The sequence below is a fragment of the Pseudonocardia xinjiangensis genome, assembly GCF_012911925.1.
Lineage (GTDB): Bacteria > Actinomycetota > Actinomycetes > Mycobacteriales > Pseudonocardiaceae > Pseudonocardia > Pseudonocardia xinjiangensis.
This window is the reverse complement of sequence record NZ_JAAXKY010000001.1, coordinates 180665-202321: the sequence shown is the minus strand read 5'-3', so window position 1 is coordinate 202321 and position 21657 is coordinate 180665. Positions and strand designations below refer to the sequence as shown.

21 protein-coding genes, 4 tRNA genes and 2 pseudogenes are annotated in these 21657 nt (G+C 69.2%); 17 read left to right on the top strand and 10 right to left on the bottom strand.

Translation table 11 applies throughout. The features are described from left to right. The first annotated feature begins 20 nt into the window (after positions 1-20). Positions 21-182, top strand: coding sequence for a hypothetical protein (locus tag HF577_RS00970; RefSeq protein WP_169393746.1), 162 nt, complete (start codon positions 21-23; stop codon positions 180-182). Positions 183-611: 429 nt separating this feature from the next. Here HF577_RS00970 and HF577_RS00965 read toward each other — a convergent pair whose 3' ends face one another. Further along, a complete protein-coding gene (locus HF577_RS00965; RefSeq protein WP_312858857.1) occupies positions 612-1577 on the bottom strand; it encodes a zinc-binding dehydrogenase in 966 nt (321 codons plus the stop codon). Positions 1578-1732: 155 nt separating this feature from the next. On the opposite strand from HF577_RS00965, the gene HF577_RS00960 reads away from it, so the two are divergent. Further along, complete coding sequence (locus HF577_RS00960; protein ID WP_246265132.1) at positions 1733-2581, top strand: helix-turn-helix transcriptional regulator; 849 nt, start codon at positions 1733-1735, stop codon at positions 2579-2581. A 373-nt stretch (positions 2582-2954) separates the two neighbouring features. Here the strand turns inward: HF577_RS00960 and HF577_RS00955 are convergent, their stop codons facing one another. Together HF577_RS00955 and HF577_RS00950 are read right to left on the bottom strand one after the other, a co-directional pair. Then, on the bottom strand, positions 2955-3806 hold the full coding sequence (locus tag HF577_RS00955) for an alpha/beta fold hydrolase (RefSeq protein ID WP_169393745.1): 852 nt from the start codon (positions 3804-3806) through the stop codon (positions 2955-2957). A gap of 106 nt (positions 3807-3912) precedes the next feature. Continuing rightward, positions 3913-4086: a hypothetical protein gene (locus HF577_RS00950; RefSeq protein ID WP_169393744.1), complete on the bottom strand. Its 174-nt coding sequence runs from the start codon at positions 4084-4086 to the stop codon at positions 3913-3915. Between the two features lie 452 nt (positions 4087-4538). Here HF577_RS00950 and HF577_RS00945 point away from each other — a divergent pair, with 452 nt between their 5' ends. Next, positions 4539-5306 carry a site-specific integrase gene (locus HF577_RS00945; RefSeq protein ID WP_169393743.1) on the top strand — a complete coding sequence of 256 codons (768 nt, stop codon included), beginning with the start codon at positions 4539-4541 and terminating at the stop codon, positions 5304-5306. Here the strand turns inward: HF577_RS00945 and HF577_RS00940 are convergent. From HF577_RS00940 to HF577_RS00925, 4 genes are all read right to left on the bottom strand, one after another. Continuing rightward, a tRNA-Val gene (locus HF577_RS00940) sits at positions 5277-5351 on the bottom strand. The genes HF577_RS00945 and HF577_RS00940 overlap by 30 nt on opposite strands. 1 nt (position 5352) lies before the next feature. Further along, positions 5353-5424 (bottom strand) — tRNA-Cys (locus HF577_RS00935). Positions 5425-5489: 65 nt separating this feature from the next. Beyond that, positions 5490-5562, bottom strand: a tRNA-Gly gene (locus HF577_RS00930). A 105-nt stretch (positions 5563-5667) separates the two neighbouring features. Further along, the gene (locus HF577_RS00925) at positions 5668-6096 is read right to left on the bottom strand and encodes an SsgA family sporulation/cell division regulator (protein WP_169393742.1); all 429 of its coding nucleotides are present in this window, start codon (positions 6094-6096) and stop codon (positions 5668-5670) included. A gap of 385 nt (positions 6097-6481) precedes the next feature. Between HF577_RS00925 and HF577_RS00920 the strand changes: the two genes are divergently transcribed. Both HF577_RS00920 and HF577_RS00915 read left to right on the top strand, forming a co-directional pair. After that, positions 6482-6892, top strand: a complete 411-nt coding sequence (locus HF577_RS00920; protein ID WP_169393784.1) for a TIGR02611 family protein — start codon at positions 6482-6484, stop codon at positions 6890-6892. Positions 6893-6912: 20 nt separating this feature from the next. After that, positions 6913-6987: transfer RNA gene (locus HF577_RS00915), tRNA-Val, on the top strand. Between the two features lie 116 nt (positions 6988-7103). Here HF577_RS00915 and HF577_RS00910 read toward each other — a convergent pair. Beyond that, positions 7104-8465: a site-specific integrase gene (locus HF577_RS00910; RefSeq protein WP_169393741.1), complete on the bottom strand. Its 1362-nt coding sequence runs from the start codon at positions 8463-8465 to the stop codon at positions 7104-7106. 817 nt (positions 8466-9282) lie between these two features. Between HF577_RS00910 and HF577_RS40045 the strand changes: the two are divergent. From HF577_RS40045 to HF577_RS00855, 11 genes and pseudogenes are all read left to right on the top strand, one after another. Next, positions 9283-9582: pseudogene (locus HF577_RS40045) on the top strand (ATP-dependent DNA ligase); the annotation flags it as partial. A 43-nt stretch (positions 9583-9625) separates the two neighbouring features. Continuing rightward, the gene (locus HF577_RS00900) at positions 9626-10297 is read left to right on the top strand and encodes an ATP-dependent DNA ligase (protein ID WP_169393740.1); all 672 of its coding nucleotides are present in this window, start codon (positions 9626-9628) and stop codon (positions 10295-10297) included. A 469-nt stretch (positions 10298-10766) separates the two neighbouring features. Further along, a complete protein-coding gene (locus HF577_RS00895) occupies positions 10767-11492 on the top strand; it encodes a ParB/RepB/Spo0J family partition protein (protein ID WP_169393739.1) in 726 nt (241 codons plus the stop codon). After that, complete coding sequence (locus HF577_RS00890; protein ID WP_169393738.1) at positions 11438-11893, top strand: hypothetical protein; 456 nt, start codon at positions 11438-11440, stop codon at positions 11891-11893. The genes HF577_RS00895 and HF577_RS00890 overlap by 55 nt, the downstream gene beginning before the upstream one ends. 9 nt (positions 11894-11902) lie before the next feature. After that, on the top strand, positions 11903-12367 hold the full coding sequence (locus tag HF577_RS00885; RefSeq protein WP_169393737.1) for a hypothetical protein: 465 nt from the start codon (positions 11903-11905) through the stop codon (positions 12365-12367). A 765-nt stretch (positions 12368-13132) separates the two neighbouring features. Beyond that, positions 13133-13546, top strand: a complete 414-nt coding sequence (locus HF577_RS00880) for a hypothetical protein (protein WP_169393736.1) — start codon at positions 13133-13135, stop codon at positions 13544-13546. A gap of 444 nt (positions 13547-13990) precedes the next feature. Then, the gene (gene ssb, locus HF577_RS00875; protein WP_169393735.1) at positions 13991-14413 is read left to right on the top strand and encodes a single-stranded DNA-binding protein; all 423 of its coding nucleotides are present in this window, start codon (positions 13991-13993) and stop codon (positions 14411-14413) included. Between the two features lie 369 nt (positions 14414-14782). Continuing rightward, positions 14783-15760, top strand: coding sequence for a bifunctional DNA primase/polymerase (locus tag HF577_RS00870; protein ID WP_169393734.1), 978 nt, complete (start codon positions 14783-14785; stop codon positions 15758-15760). 489 nt (positions 15761-16249) lie between these two features. After that, positions 16250-16465 (top strand): hypothetical protein, encoded by a 216-nt coding sequence (locus tag HF577_RS00865; protein WP_169393733.1) that lies wholly within the window; start codon positions 16250-16252, stop codon positions 16463-16465. A gap of 688 nt (positions 16466-17153) precedes the next feature. Continuing rightward, entirely contained in the window at positions 17154-17552 is a 399-nt protein-coding gene (locus tag HF577_RS00860) for a hypothetical protein (protein WP_169393732.1), read from the top strand. Continuing rightward, entirely contained in the window at positions 17540-17824 is a 285-nt protein-coding gene (locus tag HF577_RS00855; RefSeq protein ID WP_246265130.1) for a ferritin-like domain-containing protein, read from the top strand. The genes HF577_RS00860 and HF577_RS00855 overlap by 13 nt, the downstream gene beginning before the upstream one ends. Before the next feature lie 924 nt (positions 17825-18748). Here the strand turns inward: HF577_RS00855 and HF577_RS00850 are convergent. After that, positions 18749-19605, bottom strand: a pseudogene (locus tag HF577_RS00850) (amidohydrolase family protein). Positions 19606-20089: 484 nt separating this feature from the next. Next, positions 20090-20770, bottom strand: coding sequence for an IS110 family transposase (locus tag HF577_RS37265; protein WP_211173596.1), 681 nt, complete (start codon positions 20768-20770; stop codon positions 20090-20092). 51 nt (positions 20771-20821) lie between these two features. On the opposite strand from HF577_RS37265, the gene HF577_RS00840 reads away from it, so the two are divergent. Further along, complete coding sequence (locus tag HF577_RS00840; protein ID WP_169393731.1) at positions 20822-21217, top strand: helix-turn-helix transcriptional regulator; 396 nt, start codon at positions 20822-20824, stop codon at positions 21215-21217. Positions 21218-21657: the final 440 nt, after the last annotated feature.

Below are 21657 nucleotides of genomic sequence, written 5' to 3'. Positions count from 1 at the left end.
CATCCGAAGGGACACCGACCATGCCCATCAACCTCGCGGACCAGGACGGGGCAGAGTCATCGGTCGTGGCCGACGCCGTCCTCGGTGGCGTGGTGGCGGCGGTGCTGCTGGTCACCACATTCGTCGACGTGTCTCCACCGACGTCCGGCTGGGTTGCGCTGGCGGCGGTCGTCCTCGCCTGACGATGGCCGCAGCGGTTGCGCTGCGCCGCCGTCACCCGATGGCGATTCTTGCCGGACCGATGACCCGTCGCGAGTCCTGGGGGCGCTCGACGACGAGGACGCGGACGACGGCGCCGCGGGTGCCTTTTCGGGCCCACGGGGCCGAGTCGACCGACGCCCGGACATGACGAAGGCCCCCTGTCCGTGCTGGTCAGGGGGCCTTCATGGGAGTGGTGGGCGATACTGGGATTGAACCAGTGACCTCTTCCGTGTCAAAGCGGAAGCCGTGGTGCGACCGGTAGCCGGCTGGGCTGTTCCTGCTGGTCGGCGCCGCATTGCTCGTCACCCTCAAGAACGGCGCCCTGCTGCCGGCCACCCTCGTTTTCGGTGCGACCGCGGCGACCGCGACGGCTCTTCCAGATCGCTCGCGACCGGAATTGAAAGGTGCGGTCAGGGGATGAGGGCTACGAAGCCGAGGCCTGTCGTACGCTCCGCCAGGTCGAGGGCGGCCGCCGGGTCGTCCAGGCCGACCGTCAGCAGCTCGATTGCGGAGAGGTCCAGCAGCCCGGAGCGGATCAGGTTCCACACCGTGGTCACCGTCTCTTCGTCGCTCATCCAGGAGCCGCGCAGGGTGAGCCTGCGGTGCATCAGGTCGCCGTACGGAATAATGAGGTCCTGGTGTACGCCGCCGATGAGCACAAGGGTGCCGCGCCCCCGCAAGCTGTCGTATGCGGCCATGGTCGCGTCCGCCGTCGGCGTGGCGCCGAGGGCGTCGAGGGCCACGTCCACCGGGCCGATTCCCGCCGCGTCCGTCGCGCGGTCGCCGGTCAGCCGGTGGATGCGCACGCGGGGGCCGAGCTCGGCCAGCCGTTCTAGCGCCTCCTTGTTGCGGCCCACCGCCGTCACCGTCGCCGCGCCTTCCGCCAGCGCCATCAGCACCGCCGCGCCGCCCAGCTGGCCCGTCGCACCGATCACCGCGACGTCGCGGCCGGTCAGCGGGCCCGCTGCGTGCAGGCCCGCGGCGGCGATGCAGAGCCACGGAAGGAACGACAGGCGGGCCGGGTCCGGGTAGTTCTCCGCACCGGGCAGCTTGACCATCGTCTCCTTGGCGCAGAGCGCCTTCTCCGCGAAGACGCCGTCGTGCCACACCGTACGCATGCGATCCGTGCGCTCGCTGCCGGCGCCGGAACCGCCCAGGCCGACCCAGCCCACCAAGATCTCGTCGCCGCCGCCCGCGTCGAGCAGCGCCGTGTCCAGCACGATGTCGCCCGGGATGACATGGAACACGTCGGGCGCGACGTCGGTCACGCGCCCGATGCAGGAGGGGCCCAGGGTCAGGGGGACCGGCAGGCCGCCGCGGTTCCCCTTCACCACCATTTTCGTGTACGCCGGGAGATGCGCGGCGAGCACCTCCACGAGTACGCCACCGCCCTGGAGAGTGGGCGCCGGTACCTCGGAGAGGCGTACGTCGTCGTCTTGTGAAGCAAGAGTCCAAGCTCGCATGAGGTAAGCCTCGCGCAACGGTAAGGTGGTATCCAGAATCACCTTATTCTGGTACTGGAGGTTCTAGGTTGAGCGTCGAGCTGGGCACGTTCCTGCGCAGCCGCCGGGAGCGGATCGCCCCGGCCGACGCGGGCCTGCCGGCCACCGGGCGCCGCCGCACACCCGGGCTGCGCCGCGAGGAGCTGGCCCTGCTGGCCGGCATCAGCGCCACCTGGCTCACCTATCTCGAGCAGGGCCGCGACGTACGCCCCTCCGGCCAGGTGCTCGACGCCCTGGCCCGGGCGCTGCGGCTCACCGGCGCCGAGCAGGAGCACCTGCGCCGCCTCGCCGGTGGAGGAGCGACGCCCGAGGAGGACGCCCCCGAGGAGGCCGCGCCCGAGGTCGCGGGTGTCCCGGCGTTGCTGGGCGACAACCCCGCGTACGTCACCGGCATCTGTTACGACGTCCTCGCGCACAACGACGCCGCCGCGGAGCTATTCCGGGGCATCGGGCCGGGTGGCAACGTCGTGCGCTGGATGTTCACCGAGCCCGCCGCCCGCGAGGTGCTGGTCGACTGGGAGCGGGAGGCGCGCAACATCCTGGCCCGGCTGCGGGCGATCGCGGGGCGGCATCCCGGCCACCCGCGCGTGACCCGGCTCGTGGCTGAGCTGACCGAGGCGAGCCCCGAGGTACGCGAGTGGTGGCCGCAGTACGACATCCAGTTCAGCCACGCGGGTCACAAGCGCTTCCGGCATCCCCGGCTGGGCGTGATCACCATGTCGCACGCCGCGTTCCACGTCGCCGAGCGGCCCGAGCAGACGCTGGTGGTCTACCACTTGCCGAGCGCGGCCGCGGCACGGCCCGGCACGAGATCAAGTTTCGGACCTGAGACATCGTCTCGGCCCTTGTTGGCCGGTCGTCAGCGCCCCGCAAGGTAGATCCGAACCCCGCAGCCAGTCCCGCAACCTAGACCCGAACCCCGCAAGGTTCATCCGAACCGGACAGATATGTCCGCAAAGCGACCTCCTCGGTGTGAAGGCGGACGCGACGGGATCTCGACGACCGGCCGGTGCCGTCGTGCCATCTGAGCTGCTGGTTTGTGCCATCTGGTGCCAGTCCGAACCGGGCGCGGATAGGTGGTCGGCTCCGGAAGTGCTCCGCCCGTTTTTGGGGCCGAAGCGCTGCCCTCGACGTCGGCACGGCCTCGATCGTGCCGCTCGGAGGCGCCGCCGATGTACTGGTGCGCGCTTGACCTGCGTCGTCCCGCGCGCCTGCAGCGCGCGGTGTTCCGCCGCCTGCCCGCCTGACGGGCTATCCGACCGCGAGCCCGTCGAGAATCTCCACGATCTCAGTGGGGTGAATCTGGAAGCGCAGGTGGCTGCTGGCCACTGACCGCACATCGAACGGGTTGTCGGGCGTCAGGGCGTCGGCCTCGGCGATGAAGCGGTCCTGCAGGGCCAGCGGCATCGCCCGGTCCTCGGTCAGCCGGACGTACGTGTGCGGGATGCGGCCCCAAGTGGCGGCGTCGGCGCGGGTGGCCTGCTCGTCGACGGTGAGCGCCTCGTCCGGGTCCTGGGTGTGCAAGTAGGCGATGAGCTCCTCGCGGGTGCCGTCGGCGAGCAGGGCGGTCTGCAGCGCGTCGAGGTGCGCGGGGTCGGCCGTGCGCCAGTTGAGCCGAATCGCGCCGATCTCCTGGGGGTTCGCGACCGCGATCCCCACCCCGGCGGCGGCAAGCAGGCTCGTGGCGTTCTCGGGTCCTGCCGTGTACTCGCTTGCGGTCGCGTCAACGCAGCACCACGCCGAGATATAGACGAGCCGGTCGATCAGCTCCGGGACGGCGTTGCCCACCGCGGTGATGGTGAGCCCGCCGCGGCTGGCACCCACCAGGACCACGGGGCCGTGCGCCGCGGCCCGGCCTACGACGTCCGTGACGATGGCGACGTCGTCGGCTGTGCTGATGCCGGCCATGCCACTCGGAGCCTTCGCGAGGTCGTCGAGGTCCTGCGAGCCGAGATAGCCGGTGGGGATCGTCGCCCCGAGACCATGGCCAGGGAGGTCGACGGGCACCGTGCGGTGCCCCCGCAGGGCGAGCTCCCGGGAGGTCGGCGCCCATACTGCGGAGTTACAAAAGGCGCCGTGCACGAAGACGAACGTGATGATCACGTCCCGCACCCTAGAGACTCCTCGTGGCGGTCTCGCGGCCTGGCGGGTTTCGGATTCCCGGGCAGTGGCGGATGGACGACCGGTCGAGCGTCTCGTCCCACCGTCGTCACAGGTCAGCCTTGAACTCAGCCAGCTTGTCGTGCCGGTCGATGCACCGGGCGCAGACCCACCTGTACGCGTCGCCGAGCAGGTCGGCCATCACGCCGGTCGGGCCGTCGTCGCGGGCGGTCGCGTCGAACTCGCCGATCCCGGCCAGTCCCGCACCGAGGGGGCATTGCATAGCGCGTGCCTGGCACCCGTGAAGCCGTACTAGCCGAGGCAGGCGTCGTGGACTGAGTCGGCAGCGGGACCGGCCCAGAGACCGGGTTGAAGAGCGGCGACGTCGAGATGCGGAGCGCTTCGGTGTGAACGCCGGATACGTCGGCTTCTGCGCGTTCGTCCGGTGTCGTCTCGTGCCGTCTGAGCTGCGGTTTCCTGACGCCCCGTGTCAGATGGTGTCAGCCGCGCCCGCCGGTCCCGCTCCGGAAATGCTCCGCCGCCACGCACCTGCGCCGAAGCGCCATCTCCTCGACCTGGCAACGCCCGACCGCCGCCGACGCTGCCAGGCCTGCGCCCGGCGTTCCGTGTGGTAGCCCTCCGGGAGGTCGGGGAGATGGCGCGCCCCCCTCTCCGAGATCTGCCGCCCGGCGAGGGCACCCTCAAGTCCTCACTCCGCACCGGTACCGCCCGCTCGTGGCGATCGGTGGGGGAGCGGGCCTGCGGTGGGGCGAGGCGGTCGGATTGTGCGCTGACGCGCTCGATCTCGACGCCGCTCGGCTGCGGGTGATCCGGACCGTGATCGAGGTCGCCGGGCACACCTCGTTCACGCCGTTCCCCAAGAGGACCGCGGGCCGACGCACGGTTCCACTGCCGGCCTGGCTCGTCGGGCTGCTGCGCGAACACATGGCGCGCTATCCGCGCGAGGAGGCCGGCCTGATCTTCGCCAACCAGGTGGGCGGTGCGTACCGGCGAACGCTGTTCCGCACCCGCGTGTGGCGGCCGGCGCTCGTGCGGGCAGGGCTGCTCGGGCTCGTCGAGCCGGACGGCGACAAGTTCCATGCGGAGTGGACCGACGCGGCCGGCCTCACCGGATCAGCGATGTTCGGCACGGAACCGGCGGCGGTGAACCACGTTGCCCGCAACCAGGCCGGCGGACTCCGCTTCCACGATCTGCGGCACTCGCACGCGACATGGGTCGGGTGCTCGGGCACGAACGCTCGTCAACGACCCTGGACCTCTACATCCGGCGGACGGAAGACCCGTCGCGAGTCCTGCGGGCGCTCGACGACGAGGACCGGACGACGGCGCCACGGGTGTTCTGGTGCCCCGGTGACGCGGGTGGTGCCTTTTCGGGCCTACGGCGCCGGTCGAGCGAGCCCCGGACATGACGAAGGCCCCCTGTCCGTGCTGGTCAGGGGGCCTTCATGGGAGTGGTGGGCGATACTGGGATTGAACCAGTGACCTCTTCCGTGTCAAGGAAGCGCTCTCCCACTGAGCTAATCGCCCGAGGCGGAGGCGGGAATCGAACCCGCGTACAGGGCTTTGCAGGCCCTTGCCTAAGCCACTCGGCCACTCCGCCGAATTCCTCGGAGCGATCCGTGGAGTTCGATCCATGGAGGTCCGACGGGACCCGTGGTTCCTCCGAGCGGACGACGGGATTCGAACCCGCGACCCTCACCTTGGCAAGGTGATGCGCTACCAGCTGCGCTACGTCCGCCTGTGCAGCGTGTCCGCTGCGTTGATGGGAGAACCTTAGCGCAGTCGCCGCGGGGGCTTCAAACCACCCCCCGTGTTCTGCGCAAAGGAGCTCCGACCTGCAGTTTTAGTCCCGCGCGGGGTCGTTCAGCAGGTCCGACAGCGCAACGTCGAAGTCCAACCAGGAGTACTCGGTGTCGGCCGGTACCGCCAGATAGGTGCGGTGCAGGAAGTCGCCGAGCGTCTGCGCGCACGTCGTGAAGACCGCGTGGCCCGACGGTGAGGAGAGCTCCAGCTGTACCCGGTGCGGGTCGAGCGGCATGGGCTGCACCCTCACGTCACCGGTGCCGGCCGGTGCGATCAGGCCGTCGTGCAGGAGGTCCCGGGCGAAAACCCAGTCAACGGCGGTGCCGTTGCCGGTCCGGAACGACGCCTGCACGGCGTATGGGTCACGGCTGCTGTACGTCAGATCGACATTGACGGGCACCGCAGGGGCGTCCGGGGCGATCAGTTCGAACACCGCCGGTGAGCTGATGACCGTGGGCTCGTCGCGCATCCTGCGTCCCTCTTTCATGGTCCCGCGTGGTTCGTCATCAGGAAAAACGACCGTGCCGCGAAGATGTGACGGGTAGAGCCACGAACTCCCTGCAGTTGCCTGGCCAGAGTCACCCGACTGGGCTAATTACTCCAGGCTCACCTGCACGTGGGGTGCTGTGTGCCAGCGGTCGGCGGCCGCTGTTCTCCCCGAACGGCCGCCTGTCGGCAGCTACCAGCGACAACGCGTAGTTACCGGCCAGTTACGTCCCGCCCTCACCCTTGTCCTCTTCTTTATGTGCGCCGTGGCCGTGGCCGTCGCCGCCGTCCGCTTGAGGTGGCCACCCAGTAGGCTCCGGGCCGAGGCGGACGGCGTAGCCGCCTGACAGGACAGAGGCGGTGGACAGCTGAGCGAGGACGACGAGCAGCGACCCGGCTTCCGGGCCCGGCTCGAGGAGAAGCCCACACTGCGGCGCACGTACCGCGTCGGCGTGGCGATCCTCGGCGGGCTGGTGCTCGTCGCCGGCATCATCGCCATCCCGTACCCCGGCCCGGGCTGGCTCATCGTGTTCGGTGGCCTCGCCATCCTCGCCACGGAGTTCAGCTGGGCCCAGCGCGTCCTGCACTACGCCCGCGGTAAGTACGACGCCTGGACCGACTGGCTCGGCCGGCAGATCCTCATCGTGCGGATCGCGGTGCTGGCCGCCACCGGCCTCATCGTCCTGGCCACCCTCTACCTCCTGAACGCCCTCTACCTGGTCGCCGGCTGGGTGGGGCTCGAGAGGTGGACCTGGTTGCAAAGCCCGTTGTTCGGGTGAGGTAAGGTCTACGACGGCAAGGGCGATTAGCTCAGGGGGAGAGCGCTTCGTTCACACCGAAGAGGTCACTGGTTCGATCCCAGTATCGCCCACCATGCCAAGAGGCCCTCTGACCTGCGGGTTAGGGGGCCTTTTGGTGTTCTCGGGGCTTCCCGTCCTTCGGCGCCCAGCCGACTTGGTAGCCGGCTTTGTAGCCAACCGTGACGGATGGCTACGTCTCGTCGACCGGGTCGTCGAAGAAGAGGTTGGTGACCATGTCCGCGGCGTCGTGGTGGAGTTCGGGGACGTCCTCGGTGTAGGTGTCGAGGGTGAAGGCCACTGTGGCGTGACCCAGTCGCTTGCTGACGATCTTCGGGTTGACACCCGCGCGAAGCGACATCGTGGCGTGGGTGTGACGTACCTGGTGGAGCGTGATGGGCGGGACACCGGCACGGTCGACGAGCCGGCTGAACTGATCGGTGATCGTGTCGGGATGGATGGGACGGCCGTCGGGCCAGCAGAAGAGCAGACCGTGGTCGGAGTAGTCGCGACCGAACGAGCGCTTCTCGCTCTCGAGCTTGCCGACGTGGGCGGTGAGGGCGCTCACGGTCCGGCGGTCGAGAGCGAGGCTGCGCCGGGACCGCTCGCTCTTGCCGTCGGACGGCTGGGCCTTCCCGGCGGCTACGACCCGGGTGTGCCACACGGTCACCGCTCGCGCGTCAAGGTCAAGGTGGGCGAGCAGTGCGCCGGCAGCCTCTGATCGGCGGATGCCGGTGGTGGCGAACATCAGCCACATCGCGTAGAGGCGGTCGTCGGCTGCGCTCGCGAGGAATTGCTTGAGCTCTTGAGGGGTCCACACTGAGTGCCCCTTGCGATCGCGCCGTACCCGGACCGCGTGCTCGACGGGGTTGGTGCTGAGGTACTTCCATCGGACCGCGTCCGCGAAGGCCCGGTTCAGCATGATGTGGACGCTCTGCACGCTGCGCGGCTCCAGGCCGTCGGTGATGACGCGTGGTACGCGCCCCGCACGGTAGCGCTGCAACGCCCGTACTCCGGCGGAGTAGCTGAGCCCGGCTGCCTGGGCAATCTGGCGGGCGGACGGCTCAGCGCCGCGGGCCCTCTCCTTTCGCCACTCCTCGTACATGATCTGGTTCGTGTTCTTTGACCGCCTACCCTGCTGAAGGAGGTGAGAGTAGAGGCGGTTGATCGTCTCGACCGTGATGTCCTGCAGTTTTCGATCTCCGATTATTGGTATGACGTAGTATTGGGCGTAGCTGGTGTAGCTGCTGTGCGTGGTCGGCTTGAGGCCGCTTTTCATTGCGGCGAGCCACTCGTCGAAGAACTCGCGAACAGTCCGCGGGGAGTTCTTGACGTATGTGTGTGTGCGGAGTTCTGTGTTTGCCTCGACGAGTGCGTCCCATGCGGCATTCTCGGTGAGGAAGCCGCTGCGTGAGTCTCGTCTCCGCTTGCCGGTGAGGGGGTCGGCTCCGAGGTCGATCAGGTAGGCCCACTTGGCGCCCCGTTGGTATACAGTGCCGGCTATCCCTCGCCTGCTTCGCTTACGACCACGACCGGTAGTCATGTCAAGCTCCACGCCGTGCTCTTCACGTGGGCTCTTCCACGAGCTTGCGCAGGCGGTCTCGGACAACGTAGATGCGCCCACCGAGTCTCTTGATCGAGGTGTCCTTGTTCGGCGTATCGGTAGGCCGAGGCTCTGCTGATACCGAGCACCTCTGCCGCCTTCGTCACGCTGATCAAGACCGGTAGTCCATCGAGATCGGTCATCGTCCCTCGTCTCGTCATGTTCGCGCCCTCGCGCGCAGGAGACTGAGCTTGGCGACTGAGCTGACGTTGTCTGTGGTTTCTGCGTGGTTGGCAGCGCGACCATATGTGGTCGAGCTGGCACTGCTCGCTGCGCCCGCCGCTGCACCATTTGAATTTGCACCGGGCGATTATCGTTCCCGCAAACCTGCGAAGGTTGTCAAACATCAGAACTGTGGATAGCTGCGGCCCTCTCTGGGTGGTTGAGGGACGTACGGACGCGTGGCCATCAAGTGGTCGCGCGTGGTCGACGATGGCGGTACGACGACTCGACCGGCCCGGGTCAGGTCGTAACCACAACATCCATCGCGGTCGGCGATGCTAGCGACGTCTGCAGCCCTTTCGAACCCGCGACGAGATCGCGCGCTATATCGACACCTACTCCCCAGCCCTTGCTGGCCGGGCGCTCGACGATGCGAGTGTCGGCGAAGCCGTCGTCGAGTTGGAACGTCGTGATCCGTCCGGACGCTGACTTCGGCGGAATTCACAGCGTGCCTGCGGTGCTGCTGGAAGAGCCACCGGCTCGCCGCCGCCGCGACCACAGCCGGTCCGGCAGCTCGAACCCATTGTGACCTGCTTACTGTCCCCGGGTGAAGGAAGAGGCGGGCTTGGCGGGTGTCGAGTATCCGGTGCGCCCGGTGATCGCGGTGCCGGCACTGCGGCTCCCGAGGGGCTGCCCCGGCGGCTGGGCCGTGGAGCCGAAGATGGACGGTTTCCGCTGCCTCGCCCACCGCGGCAGGGATCGGGTCGCTCTGCAGTCGCGTCAGCAGCGCCCGCTCGGCCGGTACTTTCCCGAGATCGTCTCTGCCGTCATCGGGTTGGACGTCGACGTGGTGCTGGACGGTGAACTGGTCCTCTGGCAGGAGGGCCGGATGGACTTCGCCGCGCTGCAAGGGCGGCTGCACCCCGCCGATTCGCGAGCTGTCCCTCGCCATGCCGGCGTTCTACGTGGTGATCGACGTCCTCGCCCTCGACGGCATGGACATCCGTTCCATGTCCTACGCCGCACGCCGGGCAATACTGGAAGATCTTCTCACCCGCCGGCTCCCGCATGGCCTGGTCCTGATGCCGATGTCGACCGAGTTCGCCGTTGCCCGTGCGTGGCTGGTCAACCATTCCGATGCCGGCGTCGAGGGCGTGGTGGCGAAGCGGCTCGACCACGGCTACCGGCCGGGCGGCAGGATGTGGCGGAAGGTTCGTACCCGTTTCACCGCGGAAGCCGTCGTCGGTGGCGTCCTGGGAGCGGTGACACGGCCTGAGGCGCTGATCGTCGGTCGGCCTGATCATCGTGGGCGGCTACGGGTTGCCGCTCGGACCACCCGGTTGTCCCGAGCTGCCCGCGAGGACATCGCCGCGGTGGTGACCGCGGCCGGTGCCGAGCATCCGTGGCCCCCGACCATTGCCTCCAGCCGGTTCGGGCAGCGACCCGCGGAACCGGTGACCTACGTCCAGGTCGAGCCGACGACCGTCGTGGAGCTCGATGTCGACACGGCGTTCGAGGATCATCGGTGGCGCCATCCGCCCAGGTTCATCCGCGTCCGGAGGGACCTGCGGTTGAGCGACGTGTCCATGGCGCTACCCGTGTCCCGATCCTGGTCTGCGTAGCGCTCAGCTGACTCGCGCGGTGCTGCGGCTGATTCGGCAGTGGCTGCGTTCCGTGGTGTCGGGTCGGTGGTCCTGGCGGGTGGGCCGACGCAGTGTGGCAACGCCGCCCGGTCTGGTGGCCGATGAACCCTGGCCGGCCTGCGCCGGGTGAACCCGCAGTGTGGCTTGGCCGGTCGTATGCGTGTTGTCGAGTGCTGGTCCACGCCGGTCAGGTCAGCCCGGAACCCCCGGCCGACGCGGGCGGTCGCTGCCAGGTGGGTGCGTCCCACACCGGGACCCACCGACGCCGCCTCCGCAGGGCATGCGGCCACCACGAAGGAGCCTGTCCATGACCGACGACCACCAGCACGACCGGCACGTCCAGCACGTCCAGCACGAGGCGAACGCAGCCATCAGCGCCGAGCACGAGGGCAACGAGGTGGCCCCCGCTGCTCCGCTCGGGGAGCTGCTGCAGGTCGACCCTCGTCAGGTGATCATCGGCGCGAACGTCCGCGGCGGGGTTGTCCTTGACCGCGAGTTTGTGCGGTCGATCCGTGACCGTGGTGTCCGGGAGCCGATCCAGGTCCGCCGCCGCGCCGATGGGGCGTTGGTGGTGCGGAAGGGCAAGCGCCGCACCTTGGGTGCGATCGAGGCCGGCCAGGCGCTGGTGCGGGTCCTGGTTGACCCGGAGGGTGATCCGGCTGGGGAGGACGGTGCTGGGCAGATCGAGCGGATCGTGGACCAGCTCGAGGAGAATCTGCACCGGTCGAGCAACTCGGAGGCCGAGGAGGTGGCGGCCCATCAGCAGCTGCTGGACCTGGGGTTGACGGCCGGGCAGATCGCCCGCCGGACGCACACGCCGGTGAAGCGGGTCAAGGTCACCACGTCGGTGGCGCGCAGCGAGCTCGCCGCCGCGGTCCTGGCCCGCTACGACATCCCGTTGGATCGTGTCGCGGTGCTCGCCGAGTTCGATGACGGCACCGAACAGGGTGTCGAGGCGGTCAAGGCCCTGACCGTGACGGCACAGAGTGATCCGGACCAGTTCGACCACGTGGCGCAGCGGCTGCGCGACCTGCGCGAGGAGAAGCGCCTGGTTGCCGAGCGGGTCGCCGAACTGATCGCCGCCGGTGTCCGGTCGTCACCGAACGCACCGACCAGGCAATGCAACTCTCCGGACTGCGGCCCGCCGCAGAGGATCCCAGCGGAACTGAACTGACCCTCGACGCCCACCAAGGCTGCCCGGGACACGCCGCCCTCGTCGAGTTGCGACGCGCCTGGGGAGCACAGGAAGCCACCGTCACGACCGCGTATGTCTGCACCGACCCGGACGGGAACGGGCACATCCCACGGTGGGACAACTCGGGCACCGCCAGCGAGTCGGGCACCCGGCAGGCCGGCCCGATGAGCGAGGCCGAGAAGGCCGAACGCCGCCGGGTCATCGCCAACAACAAGGATTGGGATTCCGCGACCACGGTCCGGCGGGACTGGTTGCGCACGACGTTCCTGGCCCGCAAGACGGCCCCGAAGGATGCTGTCCGGTTCATCGCCGCCACGCTGGGCTGCGGCAGCCATGACGTGCGTAAGGCGATGGAGTCCGGCCACAGCACCGCGCGTTAGCTACTGGGTATGGATTCGGCTGCGGGCTTGGGCTCATCCAATCCCATCGCGGTCGCGGCGGAATCGGCGTCGTCGGCGCGAGCGACGATGCTGGCCCTGGCGGTCCTGCTCGGTGCCGTCGAGCAGGGCACGGGACGGCACAGCTGGCGCAACCCCAGCGGGGAAACGCGCGCCTACTTCACTGCGCTGCAGGGCTGGGGCTATCCGCTCTCCCCGGTCGAGCAGCTCGTGCTCACCCCGGACACCGCCACTGTCGACGAACAGCCGACCGCTGATGCCGCCACTGGCGAGATTCAGCACGGCGACGACGCAGATGCGGCGATGGCGCAGCCCGACACCCAGAGCGAAGTCCAGGACGCCGACCCGCAGGCGATCACTGAAACCGCTGACACGCAGATCGCCACCGCCCACGGCGAGTCCGACGAGGACGCGGACAGCCAGAGCGGTGAAGACGAGAGCGCCGACGTGGCCTGAACACGGGTGGTCGGTGAGGTCCTCCGCGGCCTCACCGACCACGAGCGCGTACCCCTCGACGGATCAGCGGGGAGGGAACGCCCGCCTCGCCATCGGCATGCAATACACGGAAGCTCGACGCAGAGCCTGCGGGACCAGCTGCCACATGTCGGCGTCCGCTTTACGAGCGGCACGAGGCGACGGCGGCGACAACGCCTCGGCCACTGCCCCTGGCATGGCCGCGATCCGGCGCTTGGAGGGGCGATGGATAAACCGCGCGTGTCGCGATTACGCCCCGGAGCCTGGTGGTCGCCAGACGCGTGCTCAAGATTGGTTGCAGGTCAGCGCGGCGCTTAAGAGCGGGGGAACCTCATGCGTGCCTGGCGATGCCGGGCACGAGCAACGACCGCCGGTGCCTGGCGTCGGGCGCCGCTGAGAAGACAGCACACCGGGGCGGGCCAGCACCGACGAACCCGGCCCGCACCATGCCGGTGAGATCGCCTGCGGATCCCCGGCCGGCGGAGGGGAGGACATTGCGATCCCGCCCGCATGGGCGAGCCGGAACCGCCGCCGTCCCTGCGGGCCCCTGCCTCCGGTGTGCTGAGGCCGGGCCGCGTCATCCCGACGCCGAGACCCGGAGGCCCGCATGCCGCACACCCGTCGATCCACCGACTTCGTCAGCTGTCTCCGGTGCAAGTTCCCCGACCGCGGCACCCACACGGTTGCACTCGACGCAGATCTCGCCAGCGTGCTCGAGCTTGCTAAGAACGCGCCTGATGGGAGGCGGTGGTGATGGGCAGGAATCAGATCGCGGCCTATGACAACGCCCGCAGCTGGATCCTTCCTGACCACGTCCGTTCGAACATCCCGCTACGGGGCAGTGTGGGCATGCTCGGCGCGCACAACGCCGCGCGCGGGCTGCTCGTCGAGATCTGCCGCCACACCGGCGCGGTCCCGCTGGGCCTGCACTACCACGAGGTCGCACGCCGCCGAGGATGGCTCACCGTCGTCACCGCGCTCGCCGGGAGCAACGGCAGTTTCCTGCTCGTGACGACCCGCAGCTTCAGCGACTGGCGCCGGACCGGTGATGACGGCTGGCGTATCTGCATCAACGGGCAAGACCTGTCCACCGAGGACCGAGGCCAGACGCCATCGGTGCCGATGCAGGCTGCCATCGTCGACCGCTGGCTGAACCCTTAATCGACCGTCGGCGCGGGCTCCGCCGTGGGCCCGCGCCACATACATCCCCGAGCCCGCGTGGCCTGCGGCCGGCGGAACAGCGACTCAAAGTCTTGCCCCTGCTCGAGGCGTCGCGGGATCGCCTACCGGCGTGCGCAGATAGGAGCGTGTGCTGGCCGGAGCAGGCCTTGCCGAGCTGGTGATCGCGCGCGCTGTCGTTTCCCGGCGGGGGGTGTCTGTTGATGACGCCCGAAGGTCAGCACAGTGCGGGTGGGGCGAGCGCCGATGAATCCGGACCGGCCCATCCCGGTGAGATCGCGGGCGGTCGTGACGCCGCCTGCCGATCAGTGGGCGATCACACCGGGAAGAGCGAGCCGGAACCCCCGCCGTCCCCTTCGGGGGACCCCACCACACCGTGCTGAGGCAGGGCCGCGTCACCACTGACACCGAGCCCAGGAGCCCGACATGAACGAGATCACCATCCACGGCAACCTCACCGCCAACCCCGAACTGCGCTACTCCGCCGGCGGCGTGCCGGTCCTGACCCTCACCGTCGCGGTCAACCGCAGCCGGTATGACCGCCGCAGCGGTGGCTACACGAACCTGCCCCCGGTCTTCCACCGGGTCGTCGCGTTCAACCAGCTCGCCGAGAACGCCGCCGCCAGTCTGATCAAGGGTGCGACCGTCGCCATCACCGGTCAGCTCGCCGACGACTCCTACCTCAAAGACGGTGAGCGTCGCCGCGGGGTGAAGCTCGAGGCCGCCGAGATCGCCGCCAGCCTCCGCTACGCCACCGCCGAGATCACCCGCAACAAGCGACCCGACACCGACACCGGCCCCGCTCCTGAGCCGCTGCCCGAGTCGACCACCGAGGACACCGCCGCCTGATCCTGCGGCCAGCGGCCCGGGCCACCGGTCCGGGTCGCTGGCCGTGCTCGGCGTATCGCGCGTCTGCGCGGAACGGACGGGCGCCGGATCAGGTCGCGTGCAGCGTGGTCAGCCCATGGTCAGCGCGTGGTCGGCTCGTGGTCTCGCGTCGGCCCGACACGGTGCCCGAGAACCCGGGCCCGTGACACAACCCCGACCGAACCCTGACGTCCAGCTCCTCGCGGATCGCGGGCCCGGAACCCCGGGCAGTTTCCGGCGTGCCGACGCGAGCAGACACGAGCCAGACCAGCAAGCGGAGCTCGCTTTGCGGCACCACGTCCCAGCGGCGGCCGTAGTCGCCCGCCCATCCGAGACCCGGAGCCCAGCCTGATGACCACCACGCCCGACCCCCGCACCAACCCGCAACCCGGATCCGGGCTGTCGAAGACGACGGGTACGCGGCTGGGCCGCGTGGCCGCGGCGGGGGCCGAGGCCGGCCGGTACGTGTTCCCGGTGCACCCGCGCAGCAAGCTCCCCGCCGTGAAGGACTGGGAGGCCACCGCTACCCGCGACCTCGAGCAGATCAAGGGCTGGTGGGCTCACCGGCCCTACAACATCGGTATCGCCACCGGAAAGAGCGGCCTGGTCGTCCTCGACCTCGACCTCGCGCACGGCTACCCACCACCCGAGTCGCCCGGCGTCCGTGGCGGGTTCGACGTACTGGCGCGGCTCGCAGCCGGAGCCGGCGAGCCCTGGCCACCGCGGACCCTGGTCGTTGCCACGCCAGCGGGCGGGACGCATTGGTACTTCCGGCAGCCCGCGGGAGTCGAGCTGCGTAACACCCAAGGCGCGGCTGGCCGTGGCCTCGGGTGGTGTGTGGACACCCGCGGCCACGGCGGTTATGTACTCGGTTCGGGGTCCGTCTCCCGGGAGGGCTCCTATCGCTCGGTTCGCCGATACCCGATCGCGCCCTTTCCCGACTGGCTTGTCACCGTCCTGTCTCCGCAGCCACCGTCAATCACTGTCGGCACGCGGACGCCGGCGTCTGGCAGCCGCGCCGCGGCGTACCTACGGGCCGTCGTCACCGGAGAGCTCGCCGCCGTCACTGCGGCAGGTGTGGGGGAGCGGCACATCACGCTGCTGCGGGCAGCGCGCCGCCTCGGGCACTGGGTAGGAAGCGGCGCCTTGGCCGAGACCGAGGCACGAACGGCGCTGACCGAAGCCGCCGGGCAGTTCGTCGGGGTCGCGGGCTACACCGCCGCACACGTCGAGCGCGACATCACCGACGGCCTCACCTACGGCGCCCGACTCCCACGATCGGTCGAGAACACCTCGAACCCGATCCATCCAGCGAACTCGACCAACTGAGCCGAGGACCGACATTCGGTCCGTTCCGGCGCCCGGGCCAAGAAGTTCGAGTGTCCAGCAGTTCTGCCCCCTGCCACTCCAGTGCTCGGTCGCTGGGCTCCCCAAGGGGCTACCCAGGTCGCCGGGCCGGTGGAGATCGTGTGGTCGCGCCGTGGTCGGCCTCGAGTGCCGCGTGGACATTTCGTGGTCGGTGAACGCGGAAGGTGGCCGGGTATCGGATGGGTGGCGGTCGTGTGACGGGTCGGGCCTCCGGTGCACAGCTCCGGGTGGATCGCCCGGAGGTCAGCACACCGGGGCGGGGCAAGCGGCGATGAACCTGGCCCACCGATCCCGCCGAGATCGCCCGCACGCCTCGACGTCGGCCGGCGGTTGAGGTCGGCGATCGCACCGGGATGGGCGAGCCAGAACCCTCGCCGCCCCTGCGGGACCCCCACCCCGGCGCGCTGAGGCAGTGCCGCGTTCCCCCGACGCCGAGCACCGGAGGCCCTCATGACCACCACCCACGAGATCACCGAGTCCGACACCCGCGCGACCCGCCTCACCGCACTCGAGGCCCAGGTCTGCCAGGCACGCAGCGAAATCCAGGGCGCCGCCCTCTGCGGCGAGCCCACACTCGCCCTGGATGCCGTCGCGTCACTGGCCACACTCCTGCAGCACACCCTCCAGGAACTCGCGCAGCTCGCTACCGAACTCCGCCCGAGCTGAGCCGGCTGCGGGTCCCGCCACCACTCCCAGCGGGACCCGCGCTCGCGACATGCTGTCTGTCCCGACCCCGCTTACAGAGCTCCTTCGAAGCGCACCGCTGCTGGCAGGGGCCGTGGTCGCTGTCGTGACCACTCGCCAGCAGTACTGGTGTTCCAGGGCCAGGTGGCGGCGCGCCGAAAAGATCTGAATCGGGTCAACGGCTTCGAGCGCGGAGACGGATGGGCAGGTCCGTGGTTGGGAGCAGCAGCGAGATATGCAAGAAGCGATGCTTCTTGTCCCTGTAGGGGCAGAGCCGGAACGGGGGCGTTCCGGTGCGATGCGCTTACGTTCGAGCGAGGCCGGTGTGAACCCGGCCGCGATAGCCGGGCCGCGCTGGCCAGCTCCAGTTCGACCCAGCCGGGACCAAGCGGCCGCACCGCGTCACCGAGCCGTCGAGAGGTCGCGACACTGCTCAGCTCGACCGCTAGCGCGTCTTCCCCGACACCTCACGGCGATCATGGACGGCCTGCTCAGCCGGTTCCGCGGCGGCCGATCACGCAGTTGGTTCCCGGTCTGCGCGGCAGGCAAGCGAGCGTCCCGGCGCTCCGTCCTGGACCGCTTATCTTCCGAGCGTCTGCACCGCAGCGGACGACCGAGCGCTCGTCGGGCAGAGCGTCACGTGCACGGCGGTTTCCCAGGCGGGCGCCTGGTGGCCGTGCTCGTGGTCGGCGATGGCACTGCGGGGTTCGGCGACTGCTCTGCCACGATGGTGTTGTTCCCCTTTGACGACACGAGCCAGGACGAACCCTTGATCCTCTTCACCGAGAAGGTCGTGCGCATCCGAGAGACACCCGAGGGCGAGGAGCGGGTCGAGTTCGACTCGGCCCAGATCCGCGACGACGATAAGATCACGTTGCGCCCGAACAGCGACGTGGATGAGGGTGACCTCATCGAACTGGTCAATCCCGTCGGCAAGAAGCGGCTGCTACGGGTAACGAAGGTGATCTTCAATAATTCTCCTCGCCGCGGGCCCGGCAACAACTCGACGAGATCGTCATCATCGCCCGCGACGGTGCTGACACCATCGCCGAACGGATGCGCGCTCTAGCCTTCCCCGCGGACGGACGCTCGGACACCGTCGCTGCCGGCACCAGCCTGCCGGCCTTTCCACCCGGCGAGCAGGACACCCGGAAGGTCGCACGGCTGATCACGGCCCGAATCCGCGCGACCGTCGCGACGCTCCGCGCCGTCCACGCCGCCGTCGATCAGGAAGATCCCTCCACCAGCGACCTGCTCCACGCGCTGATCAACGCCCTTGAGAAGCAGGCCTGGATGCTCAGCGCCGAAGTCGCCACCGGGGCTGCCGACCGCGGAGCATGACCAAGGGCTTGGACTCAGACTCTGTGCATGCTCGCGCTCGGGAACCGAGACCGGCTACCGCCGGTGACCGGGCTCGGGCCGGACGAGCCGACGTTCGGTCATGGGCCGGCTTCCGCCGTCGCGGACACCGAGGTTCGTGCGCTCTGCGGCGAGCTTCTTCTGCTGCTCCGGAACCGCCGCACTTCGGATGGAATGGACGTCCGCGACGACCACAGGCCGCCGAGCTCCCACGCGGTTCGATCATGGGCCGGCGATGGGTGAGATCGAGGTGTTCGATGTGGGTGATGTCGCGGATGGGGCGGTCGGCACCGTTGGTGATGCCGGTGCTTGGTGCCGTATTTGGCGATGTAGCCCGCCAGCGCGGTGTCGGTGACCGCGACTCGTCGTTCTCGAGGCGACGTGTGGGTGTGGGGGTGACCGCGGACGCAGGTCGAGCTGTGCGCCCCGGAAGTCACCTCGAGTTGCCGACGCCAGCCCGGTCGATCAACAAACCGGGCCACCCACACTCACAGTGTCCCGTGTCTCGCGCTGCCACGGGCTTCCCGGGTGGGCGAAGAACACACCGTCACGCAGGAGTGGCGCAATCTGGTCGTGGTAGGCGAGCTCGGCTCCTTCCGATCACCGATCGGCTGGCGGCGATCGATGAGCGGATGGGCAAGCGCTGTGGCCGTTTTGGTGCGGTATTTCAGCCGGCGTCCCTGATTTCATCGGATTGTCGTTTTCGACCACCGACGAGAGCCAGCCTTGTTTGACGATGCGGTCAAAGTATGCGAGGTTGTAAACTTGACAGTGACGTCAAGCATGGAGCTGTGACCCCCGGCACCATTCGACGGAAGCAGCGCGTCGAGCACGAGGAGCAGATTCCCTACGACGTTGTCCGGCGGTCGGGGGTCTGCGACGTAGCCGGGCCGAACGTGACCGCTGTCACGATCCTCCTCGCGTGGAGGTCCGTCGGTTGGTGGGAACCGGGTCGAGCTTGAACACACGCTCGGCGTTGCGGTGCGCGATTCGAGCTAGGTCGGTTTCGGTGAACGGGGCCGATCGGAGGAACCGGACAGCGTCGGCGGTCGACTCGTAGGGGTAGTCGACAGCGAACACCACCCGGTCGGCGCCCATCTCCAGCACAGCACCCAGTAACGACGCATGCGAACACACGCCGCTCGTCGTGATCATCACGTTCTGCCGTATGTACTCCGACGGCAGCTTGGCGAGCGAGCGGAGAGGACTGATGTCAGCGTGCCGGGCGTCCAGACGGGAAAGCTGGAACGGCAGGAACTCGCCCATGTGTCCGAGGACGAGCGTGAGGCCTGGATGGTCGTCGGACACACCGCCGTAGATGATCCGCATGGCATGGGCTCCGGTCTCGGCGGCCCAGCTGAACGACGGCCCGGCCAGCTCGGGTCGCCCGCCGAGGACGTGCCACTCCCCGGCCGGCGCGGACGTCGGGTACAGGTAGAGCGGGACACCGAGGTCCTCCAACGCCGCCCACACCCCTCGGAACCGGGGTTCGTCCAAGTACTGCCCGAGCGTCGGGCCGTTCACCAGGGCACCGTTGAACCCCAGCGTGCGGACCGCCCGTCCAGCTCGTCCGCCGCGGCGTCCGGGTTCTGCAGCGGCAGCGCGGCCAGGCCCGCATAGCGGTCTGGTTGCCTGGCCACGATCTCGGCCAGGGCGTCGTTGGCGATCGCGGCGTCGGTCACGGCCACGGCGGTGTCGGGCTGGACCTGGATCCCGGGTGCTGTCAGCGACAGCACCGCGACGTCAACGCCATGCGCGTCCATCTCGGCCAGCCGGAGCTCGTCGAAATCGGGCAGTCGCCTTGCCCACTCGGCGGCCCGGTCGGGCCGCAGCACGGACTTGCCGCCCCACGGGGCCACCCGAGTGGCCAACTGCGGGAGACTGAATGCCTCCTCGACAGCGATCGTCCTCATCATCGGTGTCGCCTCCTTGTTCACGTCGCCTCGGTTGCGGTCGGGTCCGACGTTGCTTCACGGGTGAAGGGCAGTTGCCGGTTCGCGCCCAGTGCCGGGTTCCACCCCGACTCCATGCAGCTCGACCAGGACTGGAGCTGCAGCGCGCACCAGCGCCTCGATCTGCCGGTCAACGCCTTGACCTCGTCACCGCGTGCCTTCCAGCGTCATGCGCGAGCGCGTAGTGAGGTCTAGTCAGCAGCCGGTGGGAATCATCGGCCAGCGGAAGCAGGTCTTCGGTCTCGGGGCGCAACCGTAGGCACCGGTTCACCAGGGTGCGCTTGCTCAGCACGACCTACTCGTCACGCAGCGGTGACAGGGTGCCGATCATGATGCCCCAGCGCGTGTTGAACGCCTGAGTCCGCGCCTTGACCGCGCTGGCTCGGGTGACCCGCAGCGTGCGGATGACCTCGACCAGCCCGGACTTGGCCTTCGCCACTGCGGTGCAGGTGCGCCCGAGGACGGCGCGGGCGATCTGTTCGGAGCCGAGTCGGTCGGACTTGCCGTCCATGTGTCTGGCCAGTCGATTCGGGCGGTTGACCTCGATTACTCGTTCTCCAGCGGCGGTCAGGGTCCGGGTCAGCGCCGCTCCGAAGGAGCCGGTGCTCTCGACTCCGATAGCGGCGCGCTGGCCGTGCTTGCGCATCCAGGTGAGCAGCTCGTGATAGCCGTGGTCCGTTGCAGCGAACTGCCGGTGGCCCAGTAGCCGGCGTCGGCCGCCAGGGGCATCCGCGTCGGATGCGGACGCGAACGGTCGGCGTCCTCGAGGCCTCGCTCGAGTTCGAGGTAGGGCAGCGGCGTCTCCAGCACGAACGCGCCCCCGCGGGGGCGACGCCAGCGCGACCGAGCGCTCCGGTGCGGTCGGTGTCGTCGACCTGCCACGCGTGACCGGCCGGGCCGGTACGCTTTCGAAGGTGCCATCGGGGCTGCCGTCCCCCGTCCGCGCAGGCGGTGCCGCAGTCCTGCTCGCCAGCATCGGCCCGGTCGGACGACGCCATGCGGGCGGGCCTCTATCGATCTGCTCGCGATGGTGCTGCGGGACGTCACCCCCTTCGTGCCGTACGGGGCCGGCCCCGAGGACGTACTGCTCGACATGATGCGGACGCACGACCGCGAACACCTGCCCGACCCGGACCTGCGGGTCGAGGAGCTGGCGCGGCGGCACCATGTATCGGTCCGCCACGCGTACATCCTGTTCGAACGGATCGGAACCACGCCGGGTGCGTACCTGCGCGAGCAGCGGCTGCTCGCGGCACAGGCCGTGTTGTCCGACCCGAGGCACGGCTGGCGCAGGATGTCGGACATCGCGACGGCCGTCGGGTTCCGCGACCTCAGGACGTTCGAACGGACGTTCCGGCGGCAGGACGGGACGACGCTGGCCGGTTGGCGGCGTGAGCACCTTCGCTCCGGACTGCTCCCGTGACCGTGCTGCAGGAAACGCATGGTGCCGAGCAGGAATGGCCGTACACATCGAAGGTCCTGGTTGGTCAACTGTATGCACAGCCAATGGGACAAGCAGACGCGAACGGGGTTGGGGGCCGCGTCGATGTTTGATCCCTGGCCCGAGGGGGGTGGGGCCGGGACGTGCACGCGTCCCGGCCCCCGCTCGTCACGGCGGTACACCCGGTACGGCACGGTCAGGCCGCCGCCACCTCACGCGGCGGGCTCGACGTCCAACGCTGACCATCTCAGGCCCCGGGGCTTCCACCGGGGCCCGAGCACCTCGAGCTATCGCCATAGCGCGGCCTCTTCGATCGCCCAGACCATCTGTGCAGCGCGGCACGCCGCACCTCAATCGGAAGCCGGCGCCCGTTGGCCAACTCCGTGGCCGCGGCGAGGAGCACATGCCCAGTCATAGCCCAG

Excerpts from the sequence above, each read along its gene's own strand:
- HF577_RS00970 (WP_169393746.1), top strand. The coding sequence starts at position 21 with ATGCCCATCAACCTCGCGGACCAGGACGGGGCAGAGTCATCGGTCGTG.
- HF577_RS37265 (WP_211173596.1), bottom strand. The coding sequence starts at position 20,770 with ATGCTGGCGAGCAGGACTGCGGCACCGCCTGCGCGGACGGGGGACGGC.
- HF577_RS00900 (WP_169393740.1), top strand. The coding sequence starts at position 9,626 with ATGCCGGCGTTCTACGTGGTGATCGACGTCCTCGCCCTCGACGGCATG.
- HF577_RS00870 (WP_169393734.1), top strand. The coding sequence starts at position 14,783 with ATGACCACCACGCCCGACCCCCGCACCAACCCGCAACCCGGATCCGGG.
- ssb (WP_169393735.1), top strand. The coding sequence starts at position 13,991 with ATGAACGAGATCACCATCCACGGCAACCTCACCGCCAACCCCGAACTG.
- HF577_RS00885 (WP_169393737.1), top strand. The coding sequence starts at position 11,903 with ATGGATTCGGCTGCGGGCTTGGGCTCATCCAATCCCATCGCGGTCGCG.
- HF577_RS00855 (WP_246265130.1), top strand. The coding sequence starts at position 17,540 with ATGCGCGCTCTAGCCTTCCCCGCGGACGGACGCTCGGACACCGTCGCT.
- HF577_RS00865 (WP_169393733.1), top strand. The coding sequence starts at position 16,250 with ATGACCACCACCCACGAGATCACCGAGTCCGACACCCGCGCGACCCGC.
- HF577_RS00890 (WP_169393738.1), top strand. The coding sequence starts at position 11,438 with ATGCAACTCTCCGGACTGCGGCCCGCCGCAGAGGATCCCAGCGGAACT.
- HF577_RS00840 (WP_169393731.1), top strand. The coding sequence starts at position 20,822 with ATGGTGCTGCGGGACGTCACCCCCTTCGTGCCGTACGGGGCCGGCCCC.
- HF577_RS00950 (WP_169393744.1), bottom strand. The coding sequence starts at position 4,086 with ATGCAATGCCCCCTCGGTGCGGGACTGGCCGGGATCGGCGAGTTCGAC.
- HF577_RS00925 (WP_169393742.1), bottom strand. The coding sequence starts at position 6,096 with ATGCGCGACGAGCCCACGGTCATCAGCTCACCGGCGGTGTTCGAACTG.